This is a genomic window from Vibrio sp. V09_P4A23P171, from assembly GCF_963875615.1.
Classification (GTDB): Bacteria; Pseudomonadota; Gammaproteobacteria; order Enterobacterales; family Vibrionaceae; genus Vibrio; species Vibrio anguillarum.
Window position 1 is genome coordinate 148,884 of sequence record NZ_CAWNMR010000044.1, and the last position, 24,486, is coordinate 173,369.

The following is a 24,486-nucleotide window of genomic DNA, read 5'->3' on the forward strand; positions in this document are numbered from 1 at the left end:
AAGCTGCCGAAATATTTACCGCTATGTACCTACATCAACTTCCATCGCCTTTTATTTCGAGAATCGTGTTTATGTAAACAGCGCGTGGATTTCTTCTAATACATGAGGATTGGCAATGGCACCTAAGTTTTTGACTGTCTCGCCATGAAGTAGTTGCTTCACCGCGAGTTCTACCAGTTTTCCGGATTTGGTGCGCGGGACATCACTGATGGAATGGATCTGCGCAGGTACATGACGAGGGGAGCAGTTTTCTCTTAGGCGCTGTTTGATGGTGTTCACCAGTAGGGTGTTGAGTTCGCACTGTGGAGCCAGTTGTACAAAAAGGATGATCTGCTCATCATTATCGATTTTCTGACCCACTGCGACCGAATCTTGTATTTCAGGAAAGCTATTCACTTGCTGATAAATTTCCGCCGTGCCGATACGCACGCCTCCAGGGTTTAAGGTGGTGTCACTGCGCCCGTAAAAACGTATTCCACCATTGTCGGTCCACTCAACTTCATCACCGTGATGCCATACACCAGAGAACTTGCTCCAATACGCATCGTGATAACGTTGGCCATCGTCATGCCAAAACCCGATGGGTTGATTAGGGAAACTGTTGCAGCAGACTAACTCTCCCCGTTGTTGTATCACGGGTTGACCAAGGTCGTTAAATACGGCGACATCAAGTCCTAAGCCTGCGCCTTGGCATTCTCCTCGATACACCGGCGATATGGGGTTGCCAAGCACGAAGCAGCCACAAATATCGGTTCCACCCGAGATAGAGGCGAGGTGTAAGTCCGCTTTTATGTTGGCGTATACATAATCAAACTGTTTTGGGTACAAAACCGAACCTGTTGAACATAATGTTTTCAGTGAGGAGAGAGGGTAGTAATCGCTCGGTGAATACGCGGTTTTTTGCAGTGCCTCTAAATATTTGGCCGATGTACCGAACAAAGTGATGTTGGCTTCTTCTGCCAAATCCCACAATACACCCGGTTGCGGATAAATTGGGCTACCATCATAAATAACCAACGTAGCACCGCTAGCGAGCGCCGAAACATGCCAGTTCCACATCATCCACCCACAAGTGGTGTAATAAAACACACGATCGCCCGGTTGAATATCACAGTGTAATTGATGCTCTTTGAGATGATTTAAAATCGTACCGCCAACCGAATGGGCGATGCATTTGGGTTTACCTGTCGTACCTGATGAGTACAAGATAAACAGTGGGTCATTGAAGCCAATGCGTTCATAGCGTAGCCCACGTGGAAGGTAACTTGCGAGAATCGCATTCCAATCAGAAAAAGCGTCGTTAAAATCAGCCGTGAGTGAGCGTTGCTGTAAATATTCGATCTGACAAATGTTGTGTAGGCTCGAAATAGCATCGGCAATCTGACCATTTTTTTCTTCCATGAGATGGGTTTTGCCATTAAACGTATACCCATTGCAGCAGAATAAAATTTTGGGTTGTACTTGGCCGAAACGTTCTACTACGCTGTCGACTCCGAAATCAGGAGAGGTTGATGTCCAAACGGCTCCTAAGCTAGTAGTCGCTAACATAGCCACTAAAGTTTCGGTCATATAGGGTAAGTAACCGGCGACAACATCACCTTTTTCAACTCCATTTTGTTTTAACCACTGCTGGATAATAGAAACCTGATCACTGAGTTGCTGCCATGTTAGTTTCTTGTTTTGCCCATTTTCATTTTTAAACCAAACGGCAATGCCTTCCGGTTGTTGAAACGCATAAGAGAGCAGATTTTCCGCGTAGTTCAATTGTGCTTGGGGAAACCAAATTGTGTCTCTGGCGGCGGTGAAGTCGTCCCATCTCGCAATCCCCTCACCGTAAATGCAGTTACCACGAAAGCCGATCACATCGCAAAATTGCCACACTTCTAACCAAAATTGTTTTCTCTCGGCAACGGACCAGAGATGCAGTTGTGAGTAGCTTTCTATCGCCTCACCTTGCATATTAATGTGCTCAATAAACTGGTTTAAATTGGACGCTTTGATGCGGTCTTGGCTAGGGACCCAAAGCGGTGTGTGCGGCGTCAAATTTTCTTCAAACATAATCGCGTTCCCTACAACCCTACAAGTGGGTATATATCCGTTTATTTTCTGATCTGTTGGCACTGTTTAGTGTTGTCGGCGAACGCCGTAAAGTCAAACGGGTTTGCCATAATCATATCCCTGATATCTAAGTAAAAAAAACATAAATGTAAAATATTTGTTACGCGCGAGCGTCGCCAGATGTCGAGCCTAAGATTGGCAGACTTTTCACGAGGCGATAGGCTTAATGTAATCGGTTTGTTAAAAGGTTGTGGTATGACGCAGTATCATTCTAAGCCATTAAATAGCAAAGGTTTCATTGACTGGAGTAACGAAGAGGATCGGATTTGGTATGATCTGATCGCGCGTCAAGAGACCGTCATTGAGCAGCGAGCATGCCAAGCCTATTTGGATGGGTTAGCGATGCTGCAACTCTCTAAAGATCAGGTTCCTCAGTTGCCCGATATCAACCGTATTTTGCAACGTGAAACCGGATGGCAAGTCGAGCCGGTGCCCGCTTTAATTAATTTCGATCGATTTTTCGCCTTGTTGGCAGAGAAAAAATTTCCAGTTGCCACGTTTTTGCGTAGCCGTGAAGAGTTTGACTATTTGCAAGAACCGGATTTTTTTCATGAGATTTTTGGTCATTGCGCGATGCTTACTCATCCTGATTTTGCATCATTTACTCAGGTTTACGGCAAGCTTGGGGCTAACGCGAGCCCAAAACAGAGAGCTTATTTGGCGCGGCTCTATTGGTTTACGGTCGAATTTGGTTTAGTGCAAGAAAGTGACGGTGTAAAAATCTATGGCGGAGGTATTTTATCCTCCCCTGCTGAAACTGTGTATAGCCTTGATAATCAAACGGCCATACGTGAAAAATTTGACATCCAACAAGTGCTGAGAACGCCATATCGTATTGATATCATGCAACCCATTTATTATGTGTTGGATGATCTACGAGATCTGTACCATTTGAGCCAAGAAAATCTTGTACAGCAGGTAGAAAGTGCCATGCAGGCAGGCTTGTTGGCCCCCTTATTTCAACCCAAGGAAGAGACCCATGCTTGAAGAATTACGTTGTGAAGCTTGTAGCCTTGATGCGTTAGCATTATCGATCCCCGAGCAGCAGCAACTACTCACTGAACTTGAGGGGTGGTCTATTGTTGTACGTGATGGCATTCCCCAGTTGGAAAAAGTGTATGTGTTCAAAAACTTCAAGTTGGCGTGGGCATTTTCTAACCAAGTTGCTCAATTAGCTGAAGCGGAATTCCACCACCCCAGTTTGTTATTAGAGTGGGGAAAAGTGACCGTGACTTGGTGGAGCCATTCCATCAAAGGATTGCACAAAAACGATTTTATCTGCGCCGCAAAATGTGATGGATTAATCGATTAAAATTAATACTATCAATGTGTTAGGTTTAGATCTCGACCTGATAGTTATTTTCCCTTCGTTGTGCACTTGAAGCTGCAGCAGTGCTGGCTACGTTTGCTCACCTCAGCATAGAGTTTACTTGTGCTCATGGGGATGAGCTCACTTACCGCCTACCTGCAACTTCAACAAGTTGTTTGGATGTATCCGGTCGTTTTTCTACGCAAAAGCCAAACCGTGACCTACACTTTGAAAAGCTCATAATACAAATTTCATATAAACCCAGTGGCTGGGGGCGACGATGGCTTTACAAAAAGTTGTTCATTTCTATGCGTAGGGTTTGACTATGAAAATATCAACGAAAATCATTGCGGCATGTACTATCTTGTGTTCAGTTGGCGTGGTAATCAGCGGTGGTTTTGTTGGGTGGCGAGCATCAGAGCTCTCAAGCCAAGCACTTTATGACCGAGCCGCAAATCAACTTACCTCCGTACGCGAAATCAAAAAGAGTGAAATAACTAACTATTTCAAACAGATCCGTCTGCAAATTGAGACCTTGTCTTCCGAGGTATCGACTCAAGAAGCAATGGATTCTTTTACTCGTTCGTTCTCTCGTTATCCTGCCCACCGTATAACGCCCCAAGATATGGATGCGTTAGAACGGTATTATCGTGATCAGTTTGGTCGTACTTACCGTCAGGAAAACAGTGGCAGTCAGCCAAATGAACTTGGTGCGTTTGCACAGCTTTCAGAGCAGGGAAAAGCACTGCAGGCTCGCTACATCGGCGTAAACCCTAACGAGCTTGGATCCAAACATCACTTGGATTTTGATTCATTGGGCAGCAGCTATGATGAAGCTCACCGGCGTTATCACGCCTCATTTAGGCGATTTTTAGAAGCGTTTGGCTATTACGATATTTTCCTTGTCGATTTGTCAGGCAACGTGGTTTATACCGTGTTTAAAGAACTGGATTTTGCGACCAATTTATCAACTGGCGCATATCAAAATTCGGGGTTAGGCCATGCATTTGCTAAGGCGAAAAATTTGCAAGAGGGGCAATCCTACCTCGAAGATTTTGCACCTTATTATCCTTCCTATGAGGCAGCGGCTTCGTTTATTTCGGCCCCAATTTTCAAAGAACAACAGCGGGTAGGCACGCTGATCTTTCAGATGCCGATCGATGTGATCAACAACATCATGACATTTGGCGGTAGCTGGGCTGATGCGGGGCTCGGTAAAAGTGGAGAAACTTACCTTGTGGGGCAAGATGGTTTATTGCGCAGTCAATCACGGTTTTTATTAGAAGATCCTGAGCAATACTTTCAAACCTTAACTGATATTGGTGTTGAGCCTGCCACCATTGAGCAAATCAAAACCAAGGGTTCGGCCATTGGACGCCAACGCATCAAGACCGAAGCGGTACGACAGGCATTGGCGGGTGGACAAGGCCTAGAAACCATCAAAGACTATCGCAATGTTGAAGTACTTTCGGCCTACGCACCTCTGGATGTTTTGGGACAAAAATGGGCTATATTAACTGAAATCGATCAATCTGAGGCGTTACAAGATGTCTCGACTTTAGAGCGTTCAGTACTGCAGACGGTGTTGATTAGCATTGCTGTTCTTGTGGTGCTCTCACTCTTTATTTCTTACGTCGTAGGAAGTGGTATATCCAAACCTATCCGCAGTGCGTCGTTAGAGCTGCATCGGATTAATCAGGAGAATGATTTAACCGCGCGTTTAAGTGAAAAGGGTAAAGATGAAATGGCGGAAGTTGCGGTTGCCTTTAACCAGCTATTTAGCAGCTTACAGAAAACTATTGAGCAGTTTGCGCGGGCGACGGAGTCACTCAACGGCAGCACTCATCGTATGTCTTCCAATATGGAGAGCACGCGAGGCGCTGTTGCCGAGCAGAGTATGAGAACAGAATCGGTCGCGGCGGCGGTAAATCAAATGAGTGCTTCAATTGGCGAGGTAGCGCAGTTTGCTAGCCGAGCTGCCGATTATGTGAAATCAGCTAATGATACAGGGTCACAAAGTGTCGACGTCGGGGAAGCGTTGGGAAATGAAATCAGTTTGTTGAGCGATGAGATGAAGATGGCGGTGGAAGCTATTGAGCGGCTCCATAGTGAAAGTAATTCTATTGCTGAAGTGCTTGATGTTATCCAAGGTATCGCCGAGCAGACCAACTTACTGGCCCTTAATGCGGCGATTGAAGCAGCACGTGCTGGCGAGCAGGGGCGTGGTTTTGCGGTCGTTGCCGATGAAGTGCGATCATTAGCAGGGCGCACGCAGACTTCTACTGAAGAGATCCGTAAAAAAATCGATTCGCTACAACATGAAATAAACAGTGTGTCGCAGGGAATTGAAAAGGCCAATAAAACCGTGGTGAAAGGGGTTGAAACCTGCCATTTGAATACGGATATGCTTGCTCAAATCATGTCAATGTTAACCGAACTGAATGACATGAATGTGCAAATTGCTGCCGCGACAGAAGAGCAAAAATCAGTAACGGATGAAATCAGCAGTAGCATTACTTCGATTGCCGATGCTTCACTGTCGGTTTCTGGACAAGTGAATGATGTTGATGGAGTGCTTACCGACCTTTCTGGGCAAGCAGAGACACTAAATAGTGAGATTGCTCAGTTCAAATATAAGTCGTAACGCTAAGACATTTCCTACTTAATCAGCAACTGTGTTGGTTACGTTCGCTCCAAGCATAGAGTTATACTCAGTTTAACTATGCTTGGAGCGTTGAAGGCTCTGTCTCGTTGACCAAGTTATTGATCCAACGTTTGGAATAGATCCGTTGTGTTGTAAGGATAATTTTGACGGCCTCTTCAAGCATAATAACCATCATAACCCAATGCAAAGGCCAGCCAAGAACCAACCCTGTGTAATAAGCCAACGGAATGCCAATCGCCCATTGGCCAAATAAGTCAATGAAAATACTGTAGTTAATATCGCCGCCACTTTTTAACACGCCACCGATACCGACCATATTAAATACCCGTAGTACCATCCCAAACGCCATTACTAAGCAAACATTCACAGCCATTTGTGTATCATGCAGTGGACTTTTTTCGATCAAAGCGTAAATCCAAGGTTCAGCCAAAAAGCAGAACAATGCCAGCAGCAACGCTAGCCCGCAGCTAGTAAGTACATACCACCAAGAAGTCTGCGCGGCACGTTCGTAACGCTGTGCACCAATTTCATGTCCAAGCAAGATAGAGGCGGCCACGGCAAATCCAAGAAAGGCGGAAATGAGTACACTTTCAATGGGAGAAAGCAGTGAGATAATCGCAAGTTCAGAAACGCCCAACTGACCGACAATAACGTTGTAAATTAAAATGCCAGCCGCCCATGCTGAATCGTGAATAATCATTGGCCTTGCGACTTTAAAATAGCGCTGTCTATGGTGTTTCATTTTTGCTTGCTGCCAGTTTTCGCGATTGGGCAATAGATGAGCGTAATGTCGCTTTACTTGCCAAAAAAGCAGCATGGTTTGACAGCCGCGTGAGATGCTTGTGCCAATCGCTGCACCCACAACCCCCAATTCTGGAAAGCCGAACAGGCCAAAGATGAGTAAAGCGTTTAAGACTGCGTTAATAATGATGGCGAGAATGCTTACTTGAGTTGGCAACTTTGCCACGCCGACAGAACGTAGTGCGCTCTCTAGTGGCACTACTAATGCGGTACAAAATAAGCTAAGTGCTGTGATCCATAAATAATCCGTGGCTAGTGTGACGTATTGAGCATCATTGGCCACTAAAGAAACAACAGACTGAGGTATCCACAAATAGAGCAGCATAAAGGGGAGTGTAAACAGCAGAGCCACTATCCAAGACTGAGCCAATGTCCGTTTTATGCCCTCGATGTTACCTGCACCAAAATATTGCGAAGCTAACACGCTTACTGCACCGCTAGCGCCAACAATAACGATGAGATTAAAGAAAAATATTCGGTTGCCAACACCAACGGCCGCCGTAGCGGATTCACCTAATTGGCTGACCATAAAAATATCCACTACACCTAACAGTGAAAACAGCATTGACTGGAGGGATACTGGTACGCCAATATCGATCAATTTGCGCCAAAATTGACGGTCTAGCTGATGAAAGGGAGTCATAAACATGGTGCATTACCTCATTTTGATATGCGGCAAGTGTAAATCGAATCGTAATTTTTGTATTCTCTCAATACCTCTATAACTTTTGCCAAACTCTCATATGTCAGACAAGCAAGAACGGTATTCCATCTCAGATAAAACACATCAAGAATTTATTGACCAAAGTCGCGTCTTAGCATTGGAGCAAAGCGGCATTGTGCAATGCGGAATTGCAACCTGCCGCGAAATGTTTTCTGTTTATCGGAAAAATCAGAGCGTGCATATGCTGTTGTACACAGTGAAGGGCAAAGGTTGGCTAACGAGTGGAACTGACAGTTACTTACTGGAACCGAGCTCATTAATTGTGGTACCAGCGGGTGTCGAAAATGGTTTTGGAATTGAAGAAGAAGAGTGGCAAGTGGTGTGGATCTTTCTTGCACCACAGCGTCATTGGAAAAACACCGTAAAAGAAGAAATACATTACACATTAACGCCTATCGCTGCGGTCATGTATGCGAGTATTCAAGCGCTACTGCGAACCTTAACATTGCCTGCTGAGCTTGGTGAGCAGGTCGGGCAACGCATTGTTGAACAGATAGAAATCATGCTCCGAGCACCGATTGAACTGCCGCTCTCGCGTACTTTGTTGCGTTTAAATCGCGTCTTTCAGCGTGTCCAGAGCCAGCTGCATAAAGATTGGACAATAGAAAATCTCGCCGCATTATTTCCTTGCTCGCAAGCTCATTTACATCGTTTATGTCAGCAGCACTTTGGCCACAGTCCTAAAGCCCACTTAACGCGAATGCGTATGGAGTACGCCGCTCGTTTGCTTGTTTCTACCGACTGGCCAATCCAACATGTCGGTGACATTGTCGGCTATCCTAACCCAGCAAACTTTAGTACTCGTTTTAAGGTATGGAGCCATTGCACACCACGAGAATTTCGTAAAAAACGAAATGATTAATTCCACGGCATTGGTAAATGGCACTCTTCATTCATAAACTTTTTTATCTACTAAACGCGATGAAATTATTGCACTTCGAGCACGGCTTATGAAGGTGATTGAAATATCAATATCATTGAGTATATGGCTTGTAAAAATCAATTTATTCATCACATTAATTAGATTCTAACCACCAACAAAACGGTTATGTGCTAAACCTATAAGAGTAGGAATATTGTCAATATAGAGAGATAAGCGATGGATCTGTTTGCGGATTTTCGACAAGAGACTCAACCAAAGAGTGAAGAGAGTCATGAACTTAGTGTTGAAAATAAGCCATGGCGAGTACTGCTGGTGGATGATGATGAGCAGATGCACCAGATCACTCGTTTAGCACTAAGAGGTTTTTCATTTCAAGGACGACCGCTAGAGCTCTTGTCTGCCATGTCTGGCATTGAAGCCAAAGAGCTCATCAGAACAAAGCAAGATATTGCGTTGGCATTAGTCGATGTTGTCATGGAGACCGAAAGTGCAGGCTTGGAATTGGTAAAATATATTCGTGAGGAGTGTAGGAATAAAATTATTCGTTTAGTGCTGCGCACGGGTCAAGCAGGACAAGCCCCTGAAGATACGGTCATCCAAGAGTATGAAATCGATGACTATAAAGAGAAAACAGAACTTACCACACAAAAACTCAGAACCCTGCTCTATTCGATGTTGCGATCTTATCGGGATCTCTGTTTGATAGAAGAGCAAAAAGAGGGGCTTAAACGCGTCATTGAAGCCTCTGCCAAGGTACAAAATACTACCACCTTGCAAGCCTATGCTGAATCGGTACTGAGCCAGCTCACTTCTTTACTTAAACTCCATGCATCGGCATTTTATTGTATCGTTCAGCCTAAATCTGAAGGCGAAGGTTCGTGTGCTTTAACGTTGGCGGCTATTGGAGGATTTGTCGATTTTTATTCTGACTGTGATTTCTCGCGCTTACCTTCGGAAGTGGCTAAGCGTTGTCTTCTTGCTTTGCAGACCAAAATGTCTCATAGCTATGATGATGCTTCTGTACTGTATATGACAGACAGCCGTGGCGTAGAGAATCTACTCTATATCAATTTACTTGAGCGCTTGTCTGAAAACGATGAACGTCTACTTGAAATCTATATGCATAATATTGGGCTGACTTTTGAGAACTTGAACTTACAGCTTGATTTACGCGAAACATCGAGGGAGCTTGTTTATAACTTAGCCAATGCCGTCGAAGCCAGAAGCAAAGAAACAGGGGCTCACGTACAGCGTGTTTCTCTGATCTGTGAAAAATTAGCCACATTAATGACCCTACCTGAGCAGGATATTTATATGATTAAAAATGCGTCACCCCTGCACGATGTAGGTAAAGTGGCGATCCCTGATAGTATTCTTCATAAACCAGGGAAATTGGACGCTCAAGAATGGGAGATCATGCAAAAACATGTTGAATACGGTGTTGATATCTTAAGTCGTTCAAAACGCAGTTTAATTATCAAAGCGAAAGAGATTGCCGGTTCTCACCATGAAAAATGGGATGGAAGCGGTTACCCAAACCAATTAGCTGGTGAAGGTATTCCTATCAGTGGCAGAATCACCGCATTAGCCGATGTGTTTGATGCTCTTGGTTCTAAACGCAGTTATAAAGATGCTTGGCCGGAAGAGGCGATCAAGCAAGAAATTGTTGTGCAAAAAGGAAAACATTTTGATCCGATGTTAGTCGATCTGATGCTGGCGCATTGGGATGATTTCATTGCCATTCGAGATCAACACCCAGATTAATAAATTTCTCCATCTTGCTTGTCGACAATGCAACGATTGATTGGCATCTTTAATGCCTTTTCTTTTGATCGGAACTCAGTGTGACCTCGCTGAGTTCAAGTGCTTTGGGTAGAGTAAAGACGTAATGTACACCTTGACCCACATTGGAATTAAATTGAAGTTTCCCCTTCAATTTCTGAGTGGCAAGGTTGAACACAAGATTTAAGCCAAGACCGGATCCTCCTCTACCTCTTTTGCTGGTAAAGAATGGCTCAAAGATTTTATGGTGCAGTTTAGGTTCAACACCACAACCATTATCTTTATATTCTAAGAGGATATTCTCTCCTTCCTGTTGGAACGCAATGGTTATTATGGGGTTTTTCTCATCACTAAAAGCGTGGTTGACGCTATTCATGACTAAGTTCGAGACAATTTGAGTGAGGACGCCTGGTAAGCTATTCATTGTGAGTCCGACATCTCCCTCTAGTTGTGGGATGACTGGAATTTTCCTAGTTTCAGGATGTAGGCTAGCGATCAACGCGCTTAATACTTGGTGGATCGAGAATTGACTACGACTCTCAGATACCTGATCGACCGCTGTTTGTTTAAAGTCTCGGATCAGTTTGGCAGCACGATTTAAGTTGCTTTCAAGCATCGTATTGGTTTCATTCATTCTCTGCATCAATTCAGAAAACTGCTGGCTTGTAAGCGTTTGGTTGGCGAAGGCGGTATTTAGCTCTTGTGTGACCTCAATGATTACCGAACTTGCGGTCACCGCGATACCCAATGGCGTGTTGACTTCATGTGCCACCCCTGCAACTAAACCACCTAAAGCCGCTAATTTCTCAGATTCAATCAACTGTGTTTGCGTGGCTTTTAGTTGCTCAATACTGTTTTCCAGATCGCAGGTTCGTTTGGCGACTTGACGCTCTAAGTTTTGGTTGAGTTTTTGTAGTTCAAGCTGAGCCAGTTTTAGCTCGGTAATATTAATGGCAGTGCCCCGTAACCCGAGAAACATATCCTCCTCATAGCGTGCTACCGCTTGAAACATCAGATAGTGCTTACAATCATTGATGATAATCGTCTCTTCACACATTGAAAATGAGCAGTGTTTAGTAATGGATTGGAGTAATTTTTTCATATCTCTCAGTGAGTCAACCTCTGAAAGTAGTGGCTTGCTATTTTCACTGATCTCTAAAGCTTGACGCATGGATTCGGAAGTGTAAATCAACCTGTCAGTACTATCCGTCTCCCATAACCAGTCTGATGAGACGTCCGTAAAATCGGCTAATCGTTCTTGTTCAAGTTTTATATTGCTGTACAACGTAGTTACATTTCCGGTGATTTTATTAGTTTCATCGGCCAGCCAAGTGAGTTCATCGTTATGCCCCATAATCCATTTCTTATGAGGAAGTTTTAGTGGTTTTGGCGGATGGCGAGGGTTGTATTTGCGTAAGTATTGAGCAATGGCGAAGACTCGTCGATTTACGCTCTCATGGAAAATCATCAAAATAGCGTAACAAATAAAGGCAGTCTTAATCGCGTTCACGACCAATATCAGTAGAAACTGCTTGATTAAGTAGTTGTAGATTTCTTGGGCATTAGACTCAACGTAGATCTCACCAATCTGCTCTTTGGCTTCCGTTTTTGGGTTGATATAAAGCATGGGATAACGGTGTGCGACTAATTGCTCCGTCACTTTTTCCCCCGCACTGAACTGATAGCTGTCAGATGTGACTTCCAAATAATTAATTTTAGGTAAATTCACTAAGCCATCTAAACGTTGTTGAAGTGTTAAGAGATCATAATTCCATAAAGAAGCGGCAAGCAATTCGGCATGAACGAATTCTATTTCGTGATGACGCTGAGCCACATCATCGAACTCCCTGTCATAGTCGAAATATGTTTGTGCTAACGTTGTCATCAGGGTGACAGCCCCACTCAAAATGACAAGAAAAAAAATGATCCTGCGACCAATACGACTCGATAGTGGGTTATCAATGCTTTCATTAAATGTTCGGCTTTTGTTCATCCTGCTTCTCATTTTTTTGAGTGATAATTTGAGTATAGATGTCACATGGGAAGTGTGAATAACATCTTATTGACTACACTATAAAAAAATAGCCGAATCATTGGAGGCAGTTCATGCGTTGGATATGGATATTGTGTTTTATAAGTGTGCCCGTTATGGCGGGAAAAGTACTCTTAATAGAGAGCTACGAGCAAGGTTATGAATGGGACGCTAGCTATGTATCCGCCCTTAAGCAGTCGTTAACGCCTGCGCATGAACTGCATACCTTTGAGATGGACACCAAACGGGTACCAGCGAGCCGTTATTCACAAATCGCCGAACAAGCCTTTAGCCGATATCAGCAACTGAAACCACAGGTGGTGGTTTTAGGTGACGACAATGCGTTGGTTTATATGCTGCCGAAACTCTACAACGAGCCAATCTCAATCGTGTTTCTGGGGATTAATTCCAACCCACGAAAATTCATGGCTCAATACCAAGGGCAAGCCAAAGTGACTGGTATTTTAGAGCGCCCCCTCTATGTGAAAACCATGGGAGAAATTGGCCGGATGCTCGATAAAGATAAGCGTAAAGTATTGGTGTTATTTGATTCGGGTAGTACGGCGAGTATTGCGTTGGAATTTATGCAAACCCAAGCGAGTATGATTGAAAAGAATTTAGGCATTGAGACAGAGATAGCTTCGGTGGCGACAGAGAAAGAATGGCAGACAAGAATAAGCACAGCTAAAGAGCAAGGATTTGGCGCCATAGTCGTGGGGCTTTACCAAACCTTGGTCGATAAGAGCGAAAATAATGTGCCAGCGGATACTGTATTAACGTGGACAAACCAACATACAGAGGTTCCTTTATTTGGTTTTTGGGATTTTTCGATCGGTGCGGGAAAAGCGGCTGGGGGTGTTGTGTTAGCGGGTCGTGACCAAGGCGAAATGGCGGGCAAGACAGTGTTACGCATTTTAAATAATAATGAAGACGCAAGCCGCATTCCTATCCAAATCGGCCAGCAAGGGCGTGCTATTTATCATCATGGCGAAATGTCACGCTGGGGGTTAAGCGTACCGGAAGGATGGATGAAGATTGACTGACTTTGATGGAACTCTATTGAATTGTCGAATCCAGACGTTACGTCTAAAATAAAAAAGCAGAGAGGCGGGTACCTGTCTGCTTTTTCTTCATTACAGTTTATTAAACAGCCAATGGCATTTCATTTGATGGATCATGTTTACTGTAAACACGAATCAAACCAACCACAGCAAACACAGACATCAACAGCATCAATGCGCCAAGTGGCATCTGGTCATGCGCTGGAATAGCCGACGCTAAAAGGGTGGCTAAACCAGCCCCAAGGTTTTGCATACCGCCTAACACAGCACCTCCTGTTCCTGCATGGTAAGGCAGTGGTGTTAACGCTCCAGTGGTCGCTGTGGGAAAGAGAATGCCTGCACCGAGAAAATAGACAGTGGCACCACCAATTAGGGTCAATGCGCTGGTTTGCCCCAACACTCCAGGAACAAACACCACCAATGAACCTAATGCTATCGCTACCAAGCCCACATACAAGGCGCTTTTTTCGTTGAAGTTCAACGCAATAACACTCGATAGCGCCGCACCAACTAAATAACCAGGGATCGGTAAGACAAACAATAAGCTGACGGTGGTGGCAGGCAGTTGCAAAACGCCACCAAGTAATACACCTGCAGCGGCTTCAAACACCGCGACGCCAGAGAAAGTCGCCACGAGACAAATTAAATACCCTTGGAAACGTTTGTCACTCAGCACATAGCGATAGCTGTTTGCAACCGATTCGTTTCTGCGAGTCGCTTTAGGCAATGTTTCTACCATACTCGTCATCATAGTGATCACCACGGCAATCGCGAATAGGGATAAAAATAAGTAACTAGAGCGCCAGCCAAAACTTTCTGTTAAGTACCCACCAAGAACAGGAGCAATGAGTGGCGAAAAAATAACGCACATGCTGATAAGGCTATTGGCTTTATGCAATTCTGCTCCTGAAAAACAGTCTCGAGTAAGGGTTCGAGACATTGCGCCACCACACCCAATGCCAAGCCCTTGAATAAAACTACCGACCAAAAACCAATCGTATTGGTGAGCAAATAATGCGAGTAGCGATCCTGCAATATAAATCAGCAACCCAGCGATAATAATCGGTTTGCGTCCTAGGCGGTCTGACAATGGACCATAGACAAATTGTGATAGTCCATAAGGGATTAAATAACATGCCATGACCGCCTGCAGTGATGCAGGAGACACTAAAAATTCTCCCGCCATATGGCCAATGGACGGGACGTACATCGTTTGTGTCATTTGGCCGACAGCGGTCAAAATCGCAATTAAAAATGTGAGTTTCACTAACGGAAACGATGCGGACATGGTCTATCTCCTGCACAATGGTGCAACTACGAAATATAATTAATATGAATAATGAAACTAATGGCCAGCGTTAAAAGTATCGCTCTTTCGGTGCGAGATATTAGTGAGGCCAGACGCTTTTATCAATCTAAAAGTGTGAAGTTGAGCAAGATAAAAATCTATGATTTGAATTAGAAAAACTAATCATTATTTGGGTAGGTAAAGAGAAATGAAAGACGGTTCCAATGCCTGTGTTGGGTATGGCTCTTGGTGTCTGATAATGTACCTAGTTTTTCTATTGCTTTTGCGCTGAACAGTGACTAATATTTAATGTAAATGAGAATTAATATCATAAAGGTGTGATTAATGATGTTACCTTTACTTGCTGCATTATTATTTATAGTGGGACTTGGCAAAAAGTTGTCGGTTCCAAATTCGTGGCTCTTCTACTATGCACTTTCTGTTGTATTGTTAAGCTGGCTATTCAGTATGAACCCCATTTTTGTCCTGATCCCGTTGTTTATCTTGTCACCTTGTCTTATCCACTATCGACATATCAAGGTGATTAAAATGGCTTATGTGGGCTGCCTGCTGCTGTCTTTTTTCGTCTCTTGGTTTGTGTAAACCAATCCATGTCTTTTCTCGCCAGACATTCCAAGTAGCTTGGGGATAGTATTTGTAAAAATCATAAGGTAGGATCGCCGGCCTTTTTCTGATGCTAGGAGGTAGCGATGTTTATTGGTTTTGACTATGGAACGGCGAACTGTTCTGTCGCGATGATGCAAGATGGGCAACCAACATTGTTACCCATAGAAGGTAAAAGCCACTACATTCCTTCGACAATATGCGCCCCGACGCGAGAGTCCATTTCTGAGCATCTGTTCCGTCATCACAATATTACGCCAAGCGATAAAATTGGTGAGCAAGTACTTCGCCGCGCGATCAATGTGAATAGAGAAGAGAGTATTGAACTTGCCGCGCAAGACATTGCCTTTGGCCAAGCGGCGCTCGATCTTTATCTGCAGGATCCGCGCGATATTTATTACGTTAAATCCCCTAAATCATTTCTAGGCGCGGCAGGTTTACGTGATGTGCAGGTCAGTTTTTTCGAAGACTTGGTGTGCGCCATGATGGTCAATATTAAGCATAATGCAGAGCAGCACCTTCAGCGCACCATCCAAGATACTGTGATTGGTCGTCCTATTAACTTTCATGGCCGAGGTGGTGAAGAGGCCAATCGACAAGCGGAATCTATTTTACAACGTGCGGCGAAACGCGCCGGTTTTCAGCACATCAGTTTTCAGTTTGAACCCGTTGCGGCGGGCTTAGAATATGAAGCGACTCTGGTGCAAGATCAAACCGTACTTGTGGTTGATATCGGTGGTGGAACCACCGACTGTTCATTGCTAAAAATGGGGCCGAGTTGGCGAGGGCGTGACGACCGCACCGCGAGTTTGCTTGCGCATAGTGGCCAACGGGTCGGAGGCAATGATCTTGATATCTATATTGCTTTCAAACAGTTGATGTCTTCTTTTGGATTAGGAAGTAAAGCCATTTCTGGCATTGATATGCCGATCACGCAGTTTTGGAACCCGATTGCAATTAACAACGTGGAAGCGCAACGTGACTTCTATGCTCAGCAAAACTTGGCAGCATTGAAATTGCTACACAAAGAGGCGCAGCAACCAGAAAAGTTGGCGCGTTTGCTGAAAGTCTATTTTGAAACGCTCGGCTATCAAATTGTACGCCGTGCAGAAGAGGCAAAAATTGCTCTATCTGATCTTACGCAATGTCAGGTGGTGCTCGATCTTCTTTCTGAGCAGATCGAAGTGCAAATTGAGCGTGAGCAAATGATCGACGCCATTGAATCCCCTAAAGCTAAAATGGTGGAATTGGTCAAAGAAGCGGTTGAACAAGGTGGCGTGAAGCCGGATGTTATCTTTATGACGGGCGGATCTGCTCGTTCTCCAATATTACGCCAAGCGGTAGAGCAGCAACTTCCCCACGTACCCGTTGTCAGCGGTAACTACTTTGGTTCAGTGACTGCTGGTTTGGCTCGTTGGGCAGAGATTTGCTATCGCTGATATGAGCGCTTAGCGCTTCGTTTTTGATGCGTTGGCGGCCGGTAATATTGCGAATGATCGTGTTTCATTAAAACATTACTGGCAACCAAGCTACCTAAGCTTATCAACCCTAATCCGATCCAAGTCAAAGGCGTTGGCATTTCACCAAAAACGGGAATCGCCAACAAGGTTGCCACGACTGGTGTTGCAGAGCCAAAGGCCGCGGAGCGTTCTGCGCCGAGTGTTGAAACTGCATATAAATAGGTAAATGCTGCAATGAGCCCCGCCCCGACACCTTGTAGCAGTGTGTGTCCCGCCAGTTCTTTCCACGGCCAGTGTGCAAAAGAGTGTGTGGCTAAGTAGCTATCGACGATGCCTAAAGCGATTAGAACGGCCAATAAAATAGTAGAAAGTAAAGCAACCCATCCCGCGCTGACGAGCGCATGCAAATTCGCTACCCGCGCACAAATCGTAAACACTGCCCACATCAGGCTGCCGGTTAAAAACATCAAATGTCCGGTCAAACGGTTTGACTCAAAATCAGTGGCACTTGAATAGAGGAAAATACCAACCCCTGCCACCACTAAAGTCAGCCCAGCGACTCGATGGCGACTTAACGGCTGTTTAAACAGCAACACCGCGATACCCGAGACAAACAGCGGCAGCACGCCCGGAACAAGCGCGCTACCATCAGAAACCGGAACGTAGTGCATCGCATGGCTTGTCACTAGTAAATAGGGCAATCCACAGCCAATAAATAGACCAATTAAGTAACGTATAGGTACATTTTGCAATTGATGTCGAGTTCTCCAAACCAATGGAGAGAGCAACAAAGCGGGCAGTAAAAAGCGCGTTAATGCAATATCCGCAGGGGTTAATAGGCCGCTGGCTCCTGCCTTTAAAGAGAGGAAAAAGCCGGACCATAATAACAGTGTGGTGCCTATCGCGAGGTAGCCATAAATCATAATTTCATTCACATCAATGGATGGTTTCTCACCATTATCTATGGTTCGGCTTACTTTTATCCGGCAAGTTCACTCTTATTGCTAGATGGTTTAGCACTTATCCGCTATAAATTAGCAAAATGTTAGTGGATTTAATCAAGGATCGAGTAATGGATAGAATAGACCGCCGCATGTTGACCTTATTACAAACAGAGGGACGCTTAAGCACCGCAGAGCTTGCGGAAAAGGTTGGATTATCACCTTCTCCCTGCGCAAGACGCTTGAAACGATTAGAGGAGAGCGGGATCATTGATGGCTATCAAGCTCGCTTAAGCCGGCAAACTGTCGGGGTTGGGATGACGGTTTTTGTTGAAGTTAGCCTGAATAACCATCAAGCCGCTTCCATTGATAGTTTTGAAGAGGCAATCAAAGAGATGGAAGAGGTGATCAGCTGCCATGTGGTTTCAGGTGCGTATGATTACTTGTTGGAAGTCGTTAGTGCCAATTTATCAGGGTACGAAGCATTTACGCGTCAGTTACAGCGGCTCAACAATGTAAAAGATATGCATACCCACCTCGCCATGCGTCAAGTGAAAGCCGCTACCGCGATGCCTATTTGGGTTTAGAGACAGCACTTGCGTGCTGTCTTCAGGGTCAGACGTGCTTATTCAAATTGAAATGACGCGAGAGAGTTTTTACTGATTTCGTTGGCAATCAATTGATGGATGGCCGTGGTAGGGTGCGTGACGCCCCAAAATACGTATTTGTCAGAGCTATGGTAAGCGCAATCATTGGTTAAGCTATGACGGTACAAGTAATCTAAAGCTGAATTGCGATTGATGTTGAGGCATGCATCGGTCGCATTTTCAAAGCCGTATTGCTGTGGATTGGCTGTGAGGTTTTCAAACAAGCTATGAGCATCAAACAGGATGATATTTACCCCTTGCATCTGATAATACAGTGCTTGTTGCTGAATAAACGCATTGAAAGTGGTGATCTTAGCGCTGACTTTCGCTATCTCTTCTGCTGTTGAATATTTGAACTGCGGGGCTTTGGTTGCATCGGGCAGGGTGAGTAGAATAATATTTTTGGCCCCTGAATCCACAAGACGAATCATCGCGCTGCTAAAATCTGCTTTGACTTCATATACTTCACGGTTGTAATTCATAAAGTCATTTAAGCCAAATTCAAGGGTAAAGAGCGTATTTTCTGGCTGGTAGTTTTTGGCCATTGTCATGTAATTTAGATAAGAGCGGACTTGATCGTTTACACCCGTCAGCGCGATATATTGATTACGCCCTGCGGCACCGCCAATCGCCCAGTTATATACAGGTGAATCGTGCATTTTTGCTAAATACTCTGTCCACACCAAACCATTGGAAAAGTGTCCTAAAAACCAAGAGTTAGGATTGGGAAATTTCCATTGTGACGCATTGAATATATTTCCTGTATCCGAAAGGCTGTCACCTATGGTCACCATTTTATTAATGACGGGTTTGGCATTTTGTTTATCGTTAGTCCAGATCGAATGATTGTATGAGAACCTATTGTCTGCCGCGAAATAAGTAATATCTGCAGAATCGTGACTGACGCCGAGCGTCTCTTCACAACGCTGTTTTATTTCATATTGTGAGGTGTCGGTATAAAACATATTTTTAAAGCGCACAGACGACCACCAGTAACCACTAATGGTGTAGTCATTTCCTTGTTCATCCAATGCCCATTCCCAATCCGTTGCTGGGTCATCATGATTGCCAGCGGGTCGATACCAACAGCGTACATAAGTGTAGGTTTGCTTATTTTGCGTATTCATTACGCCATAAGCAGTAACTGGTTCTGAGGAGGTATCCGTATTTTCTGCAATCGCCATGGAGAGTGGCAATATTGCAGTCATCAATAATGTTATTAGTTTCATATTTTTTTCTTATTGGTTTAGGCACATATTCACTCAAGAATAAGTGCGAAAGTGAAATTAAACAACTGGTCAGACCTATTTTGAATTTATAGTGTTAAGCGTCAATCAATAAACGACTATGTTGGACATTATTTGGTATTAAGATCAAATAATGAATTATCAGTGAAACGAACGCTGAGGTTTTTTATAAATTCTAATTTAGACAAATAACAATAAGGCTTTGCTTTATTATTTCATTCTAATATTAACTTTTATCTACTTAATACAAATATCAATAAATTTATAGTCAGTCAATGAGTATAAAAATTAAACGGTTTTATTGTGATTCTAAGCCACATTAAAGATATTTTCTCTTTGTGTTCTTTATTTTTAGAACTATTAATAATTCACCACAAAAGTGCCAAAAAACTAATGTCCTTTTCTTTTGTGGCCTGAAAAAATAAAAAATGGGTATTTATTTTCTTTTAAATACCGTGATAACAATAAAAATGCTTAGAGGTTTATATGCTAATAAACAGAAGAAAAGCACTCAGCGCTATTGCCATTATGTCAGGCTTGGTATGGAACACCGCTCAAGCTGATGTGTATCAGCCGCAAGGTTTGGCCATTGAAATGTTCAGTGAGCTTCAGGATGACAGCCAAATCAACTACCTCAATGCAAGCTACTGGCTACAAGAAGAGGTTGAGCCACCAGCACTAGCTCAGATCCGTGACGATGTATTGAATCAGCATCTGCGCTATTTTGTCGATTTCAGTATGATTGAAGATGAATCGCAAAAGGCTGAAGCGAAAACACGCTTCAGGAAAAAACTAGGGTTAGCGTTTGCCAGTGACTTTTTGATCATCAGTGAACACAAGGGAGAATTACTGTTCACACCACTAGATGATGAGAATGATCCCAACATTCGTTTGTTGGAAGCCGCTAAAATGACTCATTCTCGCCAGCGTCGCAGTACGGCCAACGCGCTGTCAAGTAGTGTTTCGGAGACAAATTCTCTGCCACACGTTGCGTTTTATTTGAATGTCAATCGGCCTATTACTGATAATGAATGTACGTTTAATAACTCACATCTTTGGGATCGAGGCACGCGAGTATTTTGCGATAACCCTAATATCTCGTTGATTTATAGAGTTAACCTAGAGCGTTCATTGCAATATGGCACCATTGGCTCTGCGACACCGGACGCGAAAATTGTTCGCATCAGCTTAGATGATGATACAACGGGGGCGGGGATCCATCTCAATGACCGTCTTGATTATCGTCAATCGGGTGCTGATTACCTGACATTAGATGCTTATTTCCGAGACTGGTCGACTGATGCTATCGCTCAAGACTATCAATTTGTATTTAACTCTTCGAACAACAAAGCGCAGATCTTAAAAACGTTCCCGAGAGAAAATCTCAATGCCGAATATGAGGTAAAAGAGGTATCCGGCTTCCAGCTAGGGGTGAGTGGTGGTGTCGAGGTTAGTGCTGATGGGCCTAAAGGAAAGTTAGAAGCTAATGCTAGCTACAACCAAAGCCGTTGGTTAACCTTTAAAACGCATGATTACCGTGTTGAACGTAGCACTAATAACGCGCAAAACGTCAGCTTCAAATGGAATCGTAGCCAATATGCGACCGCCGAATCGATGATGAATCGCTCTACGGATGCAATATGGGTCAATACTTACCCTGTGGATACCAACCGCATTAACCCGATTGGTTACGCAAGCTTTGTACCAAAAATGGATGTGATCTATAAAGCCGCTCCTAATGCGACGGGGACAACGGAGTTCACCATTGACTCTTCGGTCAATATCCGTCCTATTTATAACGGTGCTTATAAGCATTATTATGTTGTAGGTGGGCATCAGTCCTACCATGGTTTTGAAAATACGACGCGTCGCAGAGTGAGCAAAAGTGCCAGTTTTACAGTGGATTGGGAGCACCCAGTATTCACGGGCGGTCGTCCAGTGAATTTGCAATTGGGCAGCTTTAATAATCGTTGCGTTGATGTGGCCGATAATGGCGTACTCTCTGCCTCAAGCTGTGATGAAACCAAAAACTCACAATCGTTTATTTATGATCAGTTAGGTCGCTACGTGAGTGCAAACGACATTCATCAATGTTTGGATGGGCAATCACTGGGTCAATTGCAAACTTGTAGTTCGAGTTTAAGTCAGCGTTGGGAATGGGTAGAAAACAGCGATAAGCTGAGTAATGTTTTCTCTCATGAGCTGCTTGGTCATGACAAAACAAGTGGAGAATTAGGCTTGTATGCTGATGACAATGATCAAGTGAGTGTGCGCACCATTACTGCTTATAGCAATGTATTCAAGTCAGATAATGAATCGGTCGTATTTGGGTTTACGTCGGGTTCACTGGCGTTGCAAGATGTTGGCCAAGCAGGAATACTCTATATTCGTCATGGCGCTGCGATCGATGCGATTGGTACGCAAGCCAATGCGACGCAAGGTGGTGGAAGCGGTAGTTTGACTGAAATTGATCTGAAACGTGTTACGCAAATAACCGTGACTTCCGGTGAGTTCAAGTACGGTGGTAACCATTTACTCCGTATGGCTTTTAAGCTTGATGATGGTTCAACCAAAGTGGTGGGGTCAAAAGGCTCTGCAATAAGCACACACGATGAAGTGTTTGAGTTGCCAGCCGGATCGGCCATTCGGCAAGTCAAGGTTTGGTCTGAAGGTTGGTTAGCCGATGGTATTCAATTTATTATAAAATAGCGCAATCAGTTCATGATTGAGTAGTAAAGAGCGCTCATGCTTTTGGCTTAATTAGCTAAAACGTGAGTGCTCTTTTTGTTAATGTGATGTTAATTTTATCTGTTGTTTTTTTTAGTTCATTCACGAAGCTGGTAAGCCGACATGAAATAAAGTGCTTTTCTTCTACAGTTAGGGTGCTCCTCAGAGGTCTAATCTCTGGTGTGGTAACGGTAGGCTAGATGTATGCCGCGCCTAAACCAGGCACTACAATAAGAAGGAATTTACTTTGAAAAGAACGATTATTATTGCTGCTTTTTGTCTGCTGAGTACCACGGCGCTGGCGGCAACCAGCACGGTGGCGTTAAGTAAGACAGGCTATACCCAAACCCAGTACCCTATTGTGTTAGTTCATGGCTTATTTGGTTTTGATACACTGGCCGGAGTCGATTATTTCTACGGCATTCCGCAATCACTGACGAAAGATGGCGCAAAGGTCTACGTGGCTCAAGTCTCAGCAACCAACAGCTCAGAGCTGAGAGGTGAACAACTATTGCAACAAGTGGAGTCACTTTTAGCTGCCACGGGCGCTCAAAAAGTTAACCTGATTGGCCATAGTCATGGCGGACCAACGGCTCGCTATGTTGCATCAGTTCGGCCCGATCTTGTGGCGTCTGTGACTAGCATTGGTGGCGTGAATAAAGGCTCAATCGTGGCAGATTTAGTGCGTGGGCACATCAAAGAAGGCTCCATTTCTGAAGCGATTGCCGTCAAAATGGCGGAAGGATTGGCGGGTTTGGTTGGCCTTCTTTCTGGGGGAAGTAACCTAGATCAAGATCCTTTAGCTTCCTTAGAAGCTTTAACTACCCAAGGTTCGCTAGCGTTTAATCAACACTACCCAGAAGGTGTTCCAAGCAGTGAATGTGGTGATGGTGAATTACTGGCGGACAATGGTGTTTATTACTATTCGTGGACAGGATCTTCGACCTTTACCAACCTCCTTGACCCAACTGATGCTGCGATGATGTTGACTGGACTTGCCTTTAATGGCCCTAATGATGGTTTAGTCGGCGTATGCAGTACTCACTTGGGTAAGGTGATCCGCGATGATTACCAAATGAACCACTTAGATGAAATCAACGGCTTGCTTGGGATACACCACCTTTTTGAAACTGACCCCGTTACCTTGTATCGCCAGCACGCTAATCGATTGAAGCTTCAAGGTTTATAACTTCGAGGTTTATAGTTTCGAGGTTTATAACTTCAAGTTTTGTAACATCAAACTTTATAAGGATTGGCTATGAAAAAGCCCGCACTATTTGGTTTTGTCGTGATCATCTTGGGGAGCATCGGTGCGGTGCTTTTTCTGCAAAAGCCAGTATCATCACAGAGCGCGTTACAAACGCCATCTCAACAAGATACGCAGATAGACAGCGCATCGAGTCTTGATTTAATTCACTATTTTATCTCTACATTAGGAGAGAGCTCATTGCCTGAGGTTAAGCAGCGCATTGCCCAGCATGCTGATCAGGATGAGGGCGTAGTGATCGATCCAATGCTTTTTGAACAGTTTATCCAATACAAACAAGCATTAGCTGAGTTAGAGGCTAATGCTTCCATCGCCAATCTCGATCTTGCTACCTTAGCTGAGATCAATCAGCAGTTACTGAAAATACAAAGTCAATTTTTTAACGTTGATCAGCAAAGTATGCTGTTTGGTGAAGAGAATGCGTTGCGAAATTTAGCATTAGAAAAGCTGCGCATTAAATCTCAAGCAGTAGATTCATATGATGAGCAGCAGCAGTGGCAAACGTTATTAGCACAGCAGCCAGAATACATTCAGCGCAGTGAACGCAATGTACAACTACTGCCAGCACTCAACGCGAGTCGCCATTTGTCCACGCAAGAGCAATACTTAGTTTGGAACGAGTTGGTTGGCGAACAAGGAGCACAGCGGTTAACGCAGCTTAGTGAACAACGAGAGCAGTTTTCTCAGCATCTCGAAAACTATCTACAACAGCGTTCGGCGGTGCTTGAAAATACGCGTTTGAGCCAAGATGAAAAAAATCAGCAAATTACGCAACTGCGTACCCAAACGTTTGAGGTCAAACAACTCAAACGCGTCGAGGCGTTGGAAAGGTTACGTGATCAATCGCTTTAATTCTGTTTATTCAATAAAGAAGAGCGCGACCGAAGCCGCGCTCAAGTTCTCTAAGAGA

The 24,486-nt window shown here is 44.2% G+C and carries 18 protein-coding genes; 12 read left to right on the plus strand and 6 right to left on the minus strand.

Features of this window, described 5'->3' with window-relative positions:
• Window positions 1-69: 69 nt before the first annotated feature.
• Window positions 70-2,043 carry an acetoacetate--CoA ligase gene (locus tag AACT23_RS12990; RefSeq protein ID WP_176428608.1) on the minus strand — a complete coding sequence of 658 codons (1,974 nt, stop codon included), beginning with the start codon at window positions 2,041-2,043 and terminating at the stop codon, window positions 70-72.
• 270 nt (window positions 2,044-2,313) lie between these two features.
• Between AACT23_RS12990 and phhA the strand changes: the two genes are divergently transcribed.
• The 3 genes from phhA (at window position 2,314) to AACT23_RS13005 (ending at window position 6,071) form a co-directional block, all read left to right on the plus strand.
• Window positions 2,314-3,105, plus strand: a complete 792-nt coding sequence (phhA, locus tag AACT23_RS12995) for a phenylalanine 4-monooxygenase (protein WP_013868427.1) — start codon at window positions 2,314-2,316, stop codon at window positions 3,103-3,105.
• Window positions 3,098-3,430, plus strand: a complete 333-nt coding sequence (locus AACT23_RS13000) for a 4a-hydroxytetrahydrobiopterin dehydratase (RefSeq protein WP_017049984.1) — start codon at window positions 3,098-3,100, stop codon at window positions 3,428-3,430. Before phhA ends, AACT23_RS13000 begins: the two co-directional genes overlap by 8 nt.
• A gap of 316 nt (window positions 3,431-3,746) precedes the next feature.
• Window positions 3,747-6,071, plus strand: a complete 2,325-nt coding sequence (locus AACT23_RS13005) for a methyl-accepting chemotaxis protein (protein WP_094126748.1) — start codon at window positions 3,747-3,749, stop codon at window positions 6,069-6,071.
• Window positions 6,072-6,147: 76 nt separating this feature from the next.
• Here AACT23_RS13005 and AACT23_RS13010 read toward each other — a convergent pair whose 3' ends face one another.
• Window positions 6,148-7,542, minus strand: a complete 1,395-nt coding sequence (locus AACT23_RS13010; RefSeq protein WP_064626635.1) for an MATE family efflux transporter — start codon at window positions 7,540-7,542, stop codon at window positions 6,148-6,150.
• A 94-nt stretch (window positions 7,543-7,636) separates the two neighbouring features.
• On the opposite strand from AACT23_RS13010, the gene AACT23_RS13015 reads away from it, so the two are divergent.
• Window positions 7,637-8,479 (plus strand): AraC family transcriptional regulator, encoded by an 843-nt coding sequence (locus tag AACT23_RS13015; protein WP_029189683.1) that lies wholly within the window; start codon window positions 7,637-7,639, stop codon window positions 8,477-8,479.
• Between the two features lie 237 nt (window positions 8,480-8,716).
• A complete protein-coding gene (locus AACT23_RS13020; RefSeq protein ID WP_094126750.1) occupies window positions 8,717-10,264 on the plus strand; it encodes a DUF3369 domain-containing protein in 1,548 nt (515 codons plus the stop codon).
• Window positions 10,265-10,313: 49 nt separating this feature from the next.
• Here AACT23_RS13020 and AACT23_RS13025 read toward each other — a convergent pair whose 3' ends face one another.
• Entirely contained in the window at window positions 10,314-12,275 is a 1,962-nt protein-coding gene (locus AACT23_RS13025; protein WP_231140439.1) for a PAS domain-containing sensor histidine kinase, read from the minus strand.
• 113 nt (window positions 12,276-12,388) lie between these two features.
• Between AACT23_RS13025 and AACT23_RS13030 the strand changes: the two genes are divergently transcribed.
• Complete coding sequence (locus tag AACT23_RS13030; RefSeq protein WP_094126754.1) at window positions 12,389-13,357, plus strand: ABC transporter substrate-binding protein; 969 nt, start codon at window positions 12,389-12,391, stop codon at window positions 13,355-13,357.
• Between the two features lie 100 nt (window positions 13,358-13,457).
• On the opposite strand, the gene emrD is transcribed toward AACT23_RS13030, so the two are convergent.
• Entirely contained in the window at window positions 13,458-14,663 is a 1,206-nt protein-coding gene (gene emrD / locus AACT23_RS13035) for a multidrug efflux MFS transporter EmrD (RefSeq protein WP_094126756.1), read from the minus strand.
• 345 nt (window positions 14,664-15,008) lie between these two features.
• Between emrD and AACT23_RS13040 the strand changes: the two genes are divergently transcribed.
• Together AACT23_RS13040 and yegD are read left to right on the plus strand one after the other, a co-directional pair.
• The gene (locus AACT23_RS13040) at window positions 15,009-15,266 is read left to right on the plus strand and encodes a hypothetical protein (RefSeq protein ID WP_094123828.1); all 258 of its coding nucleotides are present in this window, start codon (window positions 15,009-15,011) and stop codon (window positions 15,264-15,266) included.
• 107 nt (window positions 15,267-15,373) lie between these two features.
• Window positions 15,374-16,726: a molecular chaperone gene (gene yegD, locus AACT23_RS13045; protein ID WP_017045097.1), complete on the plus strand. Its 1,353-nt coding sequence runs from the start codon at window positions 15,374-15,376 to the stop codon at window positions 16,724-16,726.
• Here the strand turns inward: yegD and AACT23_RS13050 are convergent.
• Window positions 16,717-17,670, minus strand: a complete 954-nt coding sequence (locus AACT23_RS13050) for a DMT family transporter (RefSeq protein ID WP_176428605.1) — start codon at window positions 17,668-17,670, stop codon at window positions 16,717-16,719. The two genes, yegD and AACT23_RS13050, sit on opposite strands and share 10 nt — an antisense overlap.
• Window positions 17,671-17,819: 149 nt before the next feature.
• Between AACT23_RS13050 and AACT23_RS13055 the strand changes: the two genes are divergently transcribed.
• Entirely contained in the window at window positions 17,820-18,275 is a 456-nt protein-coding gene (locus AACT23_RS13055; RefSeq protein WP_176428606.1) for an Lrp/AsnC family transcriptional regulator, read from the plus strand.
• 38 nt (window positions 18,276-18,313) lie between these two features.
• On the opposite strand, the gene AACT23_RS13060 is transcribed toward AACT23_RS13055, so the two are convergent.
• Window positions 18,314-19,564, minus strand: coding sequence for an SGNH/GDSL hydrolase family protein (locus tag AACT23_RS13060; RefSeq protein WP_094126762.1), 1,251 nt, complete (start codon window positions 19,562-19,564; stop codon window positions 18,314-18,316).
• Window positions 19,565-20,068: 504 nt separating this feature from the next.
• Here AACT23_RS13060 and AACT23_RS13065 point away from each other — a divergent pair.
• The 3 genes from AACT23_RS13065 (at window position 20,069) to AACT23_RS13075 (ending at window position 24,428) form a co-directional block, all read left to right on the plus strand.
• Window positions 20,069-22,291: a leukocidin family pore-forming toxin gene (locus tag AACT23_RS13065; protein ID WP_094126764.1), complete on the plus strand. Its 2,223-nt coding sequence runs from the start codon at window positions 20,069-20,071 to the stop codon at window positions 22,289-22,291.
• A gap of 265 nt (window positions 22,292-22,556) precedes the next feature.
• Window positions 22,557-23,498 carry an esterase/lipase family protein gene (locus AACT23_RS13070; RefSeq protein WP_094126766.1) on the plus strand — a complete coding sequence of 314 codons (942 nt, stop codon included), beginning with the start codon at window positions 22,557-22,559 and terminating at the stop codon, window positions 23,496-23,498.
• 69 nt (window positions 23,499-23,567) lie between these two features.
• Window positions 23,568-24,428, plus strand: coding sequence for a lipase secretion chaperone (locus AACT23_RS13075; protein ID WP_094126768.1), 861 nt, complete (start codon window positions 23,568-23,570; stop codon window positions 24,426-24,428).
• Window positions 24,429-24,486: the final 58 nt, after the last annotated feature.

What these genes read in the sequence shown, in the direction of transcription:
- phhA (WP_013868427.1), top strand. Translation starts at nt 2,314, where the DNA reads ATGACGCAGTATCATTCTAAGCCATTAAATAGCAAAGGTTTCATTGAC.
- AACT23_RS13000 (WP_017049984.1), top strand. Translation starts at nt 3,098, where the DNA reads ATGCTTGAAGAATTACGTTGTGAAGCTTGTAGCCTTGATGCGTTAGCA.
- AACT23_RS13010 (WP_064626635.1), bottom strand. Translation starts at nt 7,542, where the DNA reads ATGTTTATGACTCCCTTTCATCAGCTAGACCGTCAATTTTGGCGCAAA.
- AACT23_RS13015 (WP_029189683.1), top strand. Translation starts at nt 7,637, where the DNA reads ATGTCAGACAAGCAAGAACGGTATTCCATCTCAGATAAAACACATCAA.
- AACT23_RS13020 (WP_094126750.1), top strand. Translation starts at nt 8,717, where the DNA reads ATGGATCTGTTTGCGGATTTTCGACAAGAGACTCAACCAAAGAGTGAA.
- AACT23_RS13025 (WP_231140439.1), bottom strand. Translation starts at nt 12,275, where the DNA reads ATGAACAAAAGCCGAACATTTAATGAAAGCATTGATAACCCACTATCG.
- AACT23_RS13030 (WP_094126754.1), top strand. Translation starts at nt 12,389, where the DNA reads ATGCGTTGGATATGGATATTGTGTTTTATAAGTGTGCCCGTTATGGCG.
- emrD (WP_094126756.1), bottom strand. Translation starts at nt 14,663, where the DNA reads ATGTCCGCATCGTTTCCGTTAGTGAAACTCACATTTTTAATTGCGATT.
- AACT23_RS13040 (WP_094123828.1), top strand. Translation starts at nt 15,009, where the DNA reads ATGATGTTACCTTTACTTGCTGCATTATTATTTATAGTGGGACTTGGC.
- yegD (WP_017045097.1), top strand. Translation starts at nt 15,374, where the DNA reads ATGTTTATTGGTTTTGACTATGGAACGGCGAACTGTTCTGTCGCGATG.
- AACT23_RS13050 (WP_176428605.1), bottom strand. Translation starts at nt 17,670, where the DNA reads ATGATTTATGGCTACCTCGCGATAGGCACCACACTGTTATTATGGTCC.
- AACT23_RS13055 (WP_176428606.1), top strand. Translation starts at nt 17,820, where the DNA reads ATGGATAGAATAGACCGCCGCATGTTGACCTTATTACAAACAGAGGGA.
- AACT23_RS13060 (WP_094126762.1), bottom strand. Translation starts at nt 19,564, where the DNA reads ATGAAACTAATAACATTATTGATGACTGCAATATTGCCACTCTCCATG.
- AACT23_RS13065 (WP_094126764.1), top strand. Translation starts at nt 20,069, where the DNA reads ATGCTAATAAACAGAAGAAAAGCACTCAGCGCTATTGCCATTATGTCA.
- AACT23_RS13075 (WP_094126768.1), top strand. Translation starts at nt 23,568, where the DNA reads ATGAAAAAGCCCGCACTATTTGGTTTTGTCGTGATCATCTTGGGGAGC.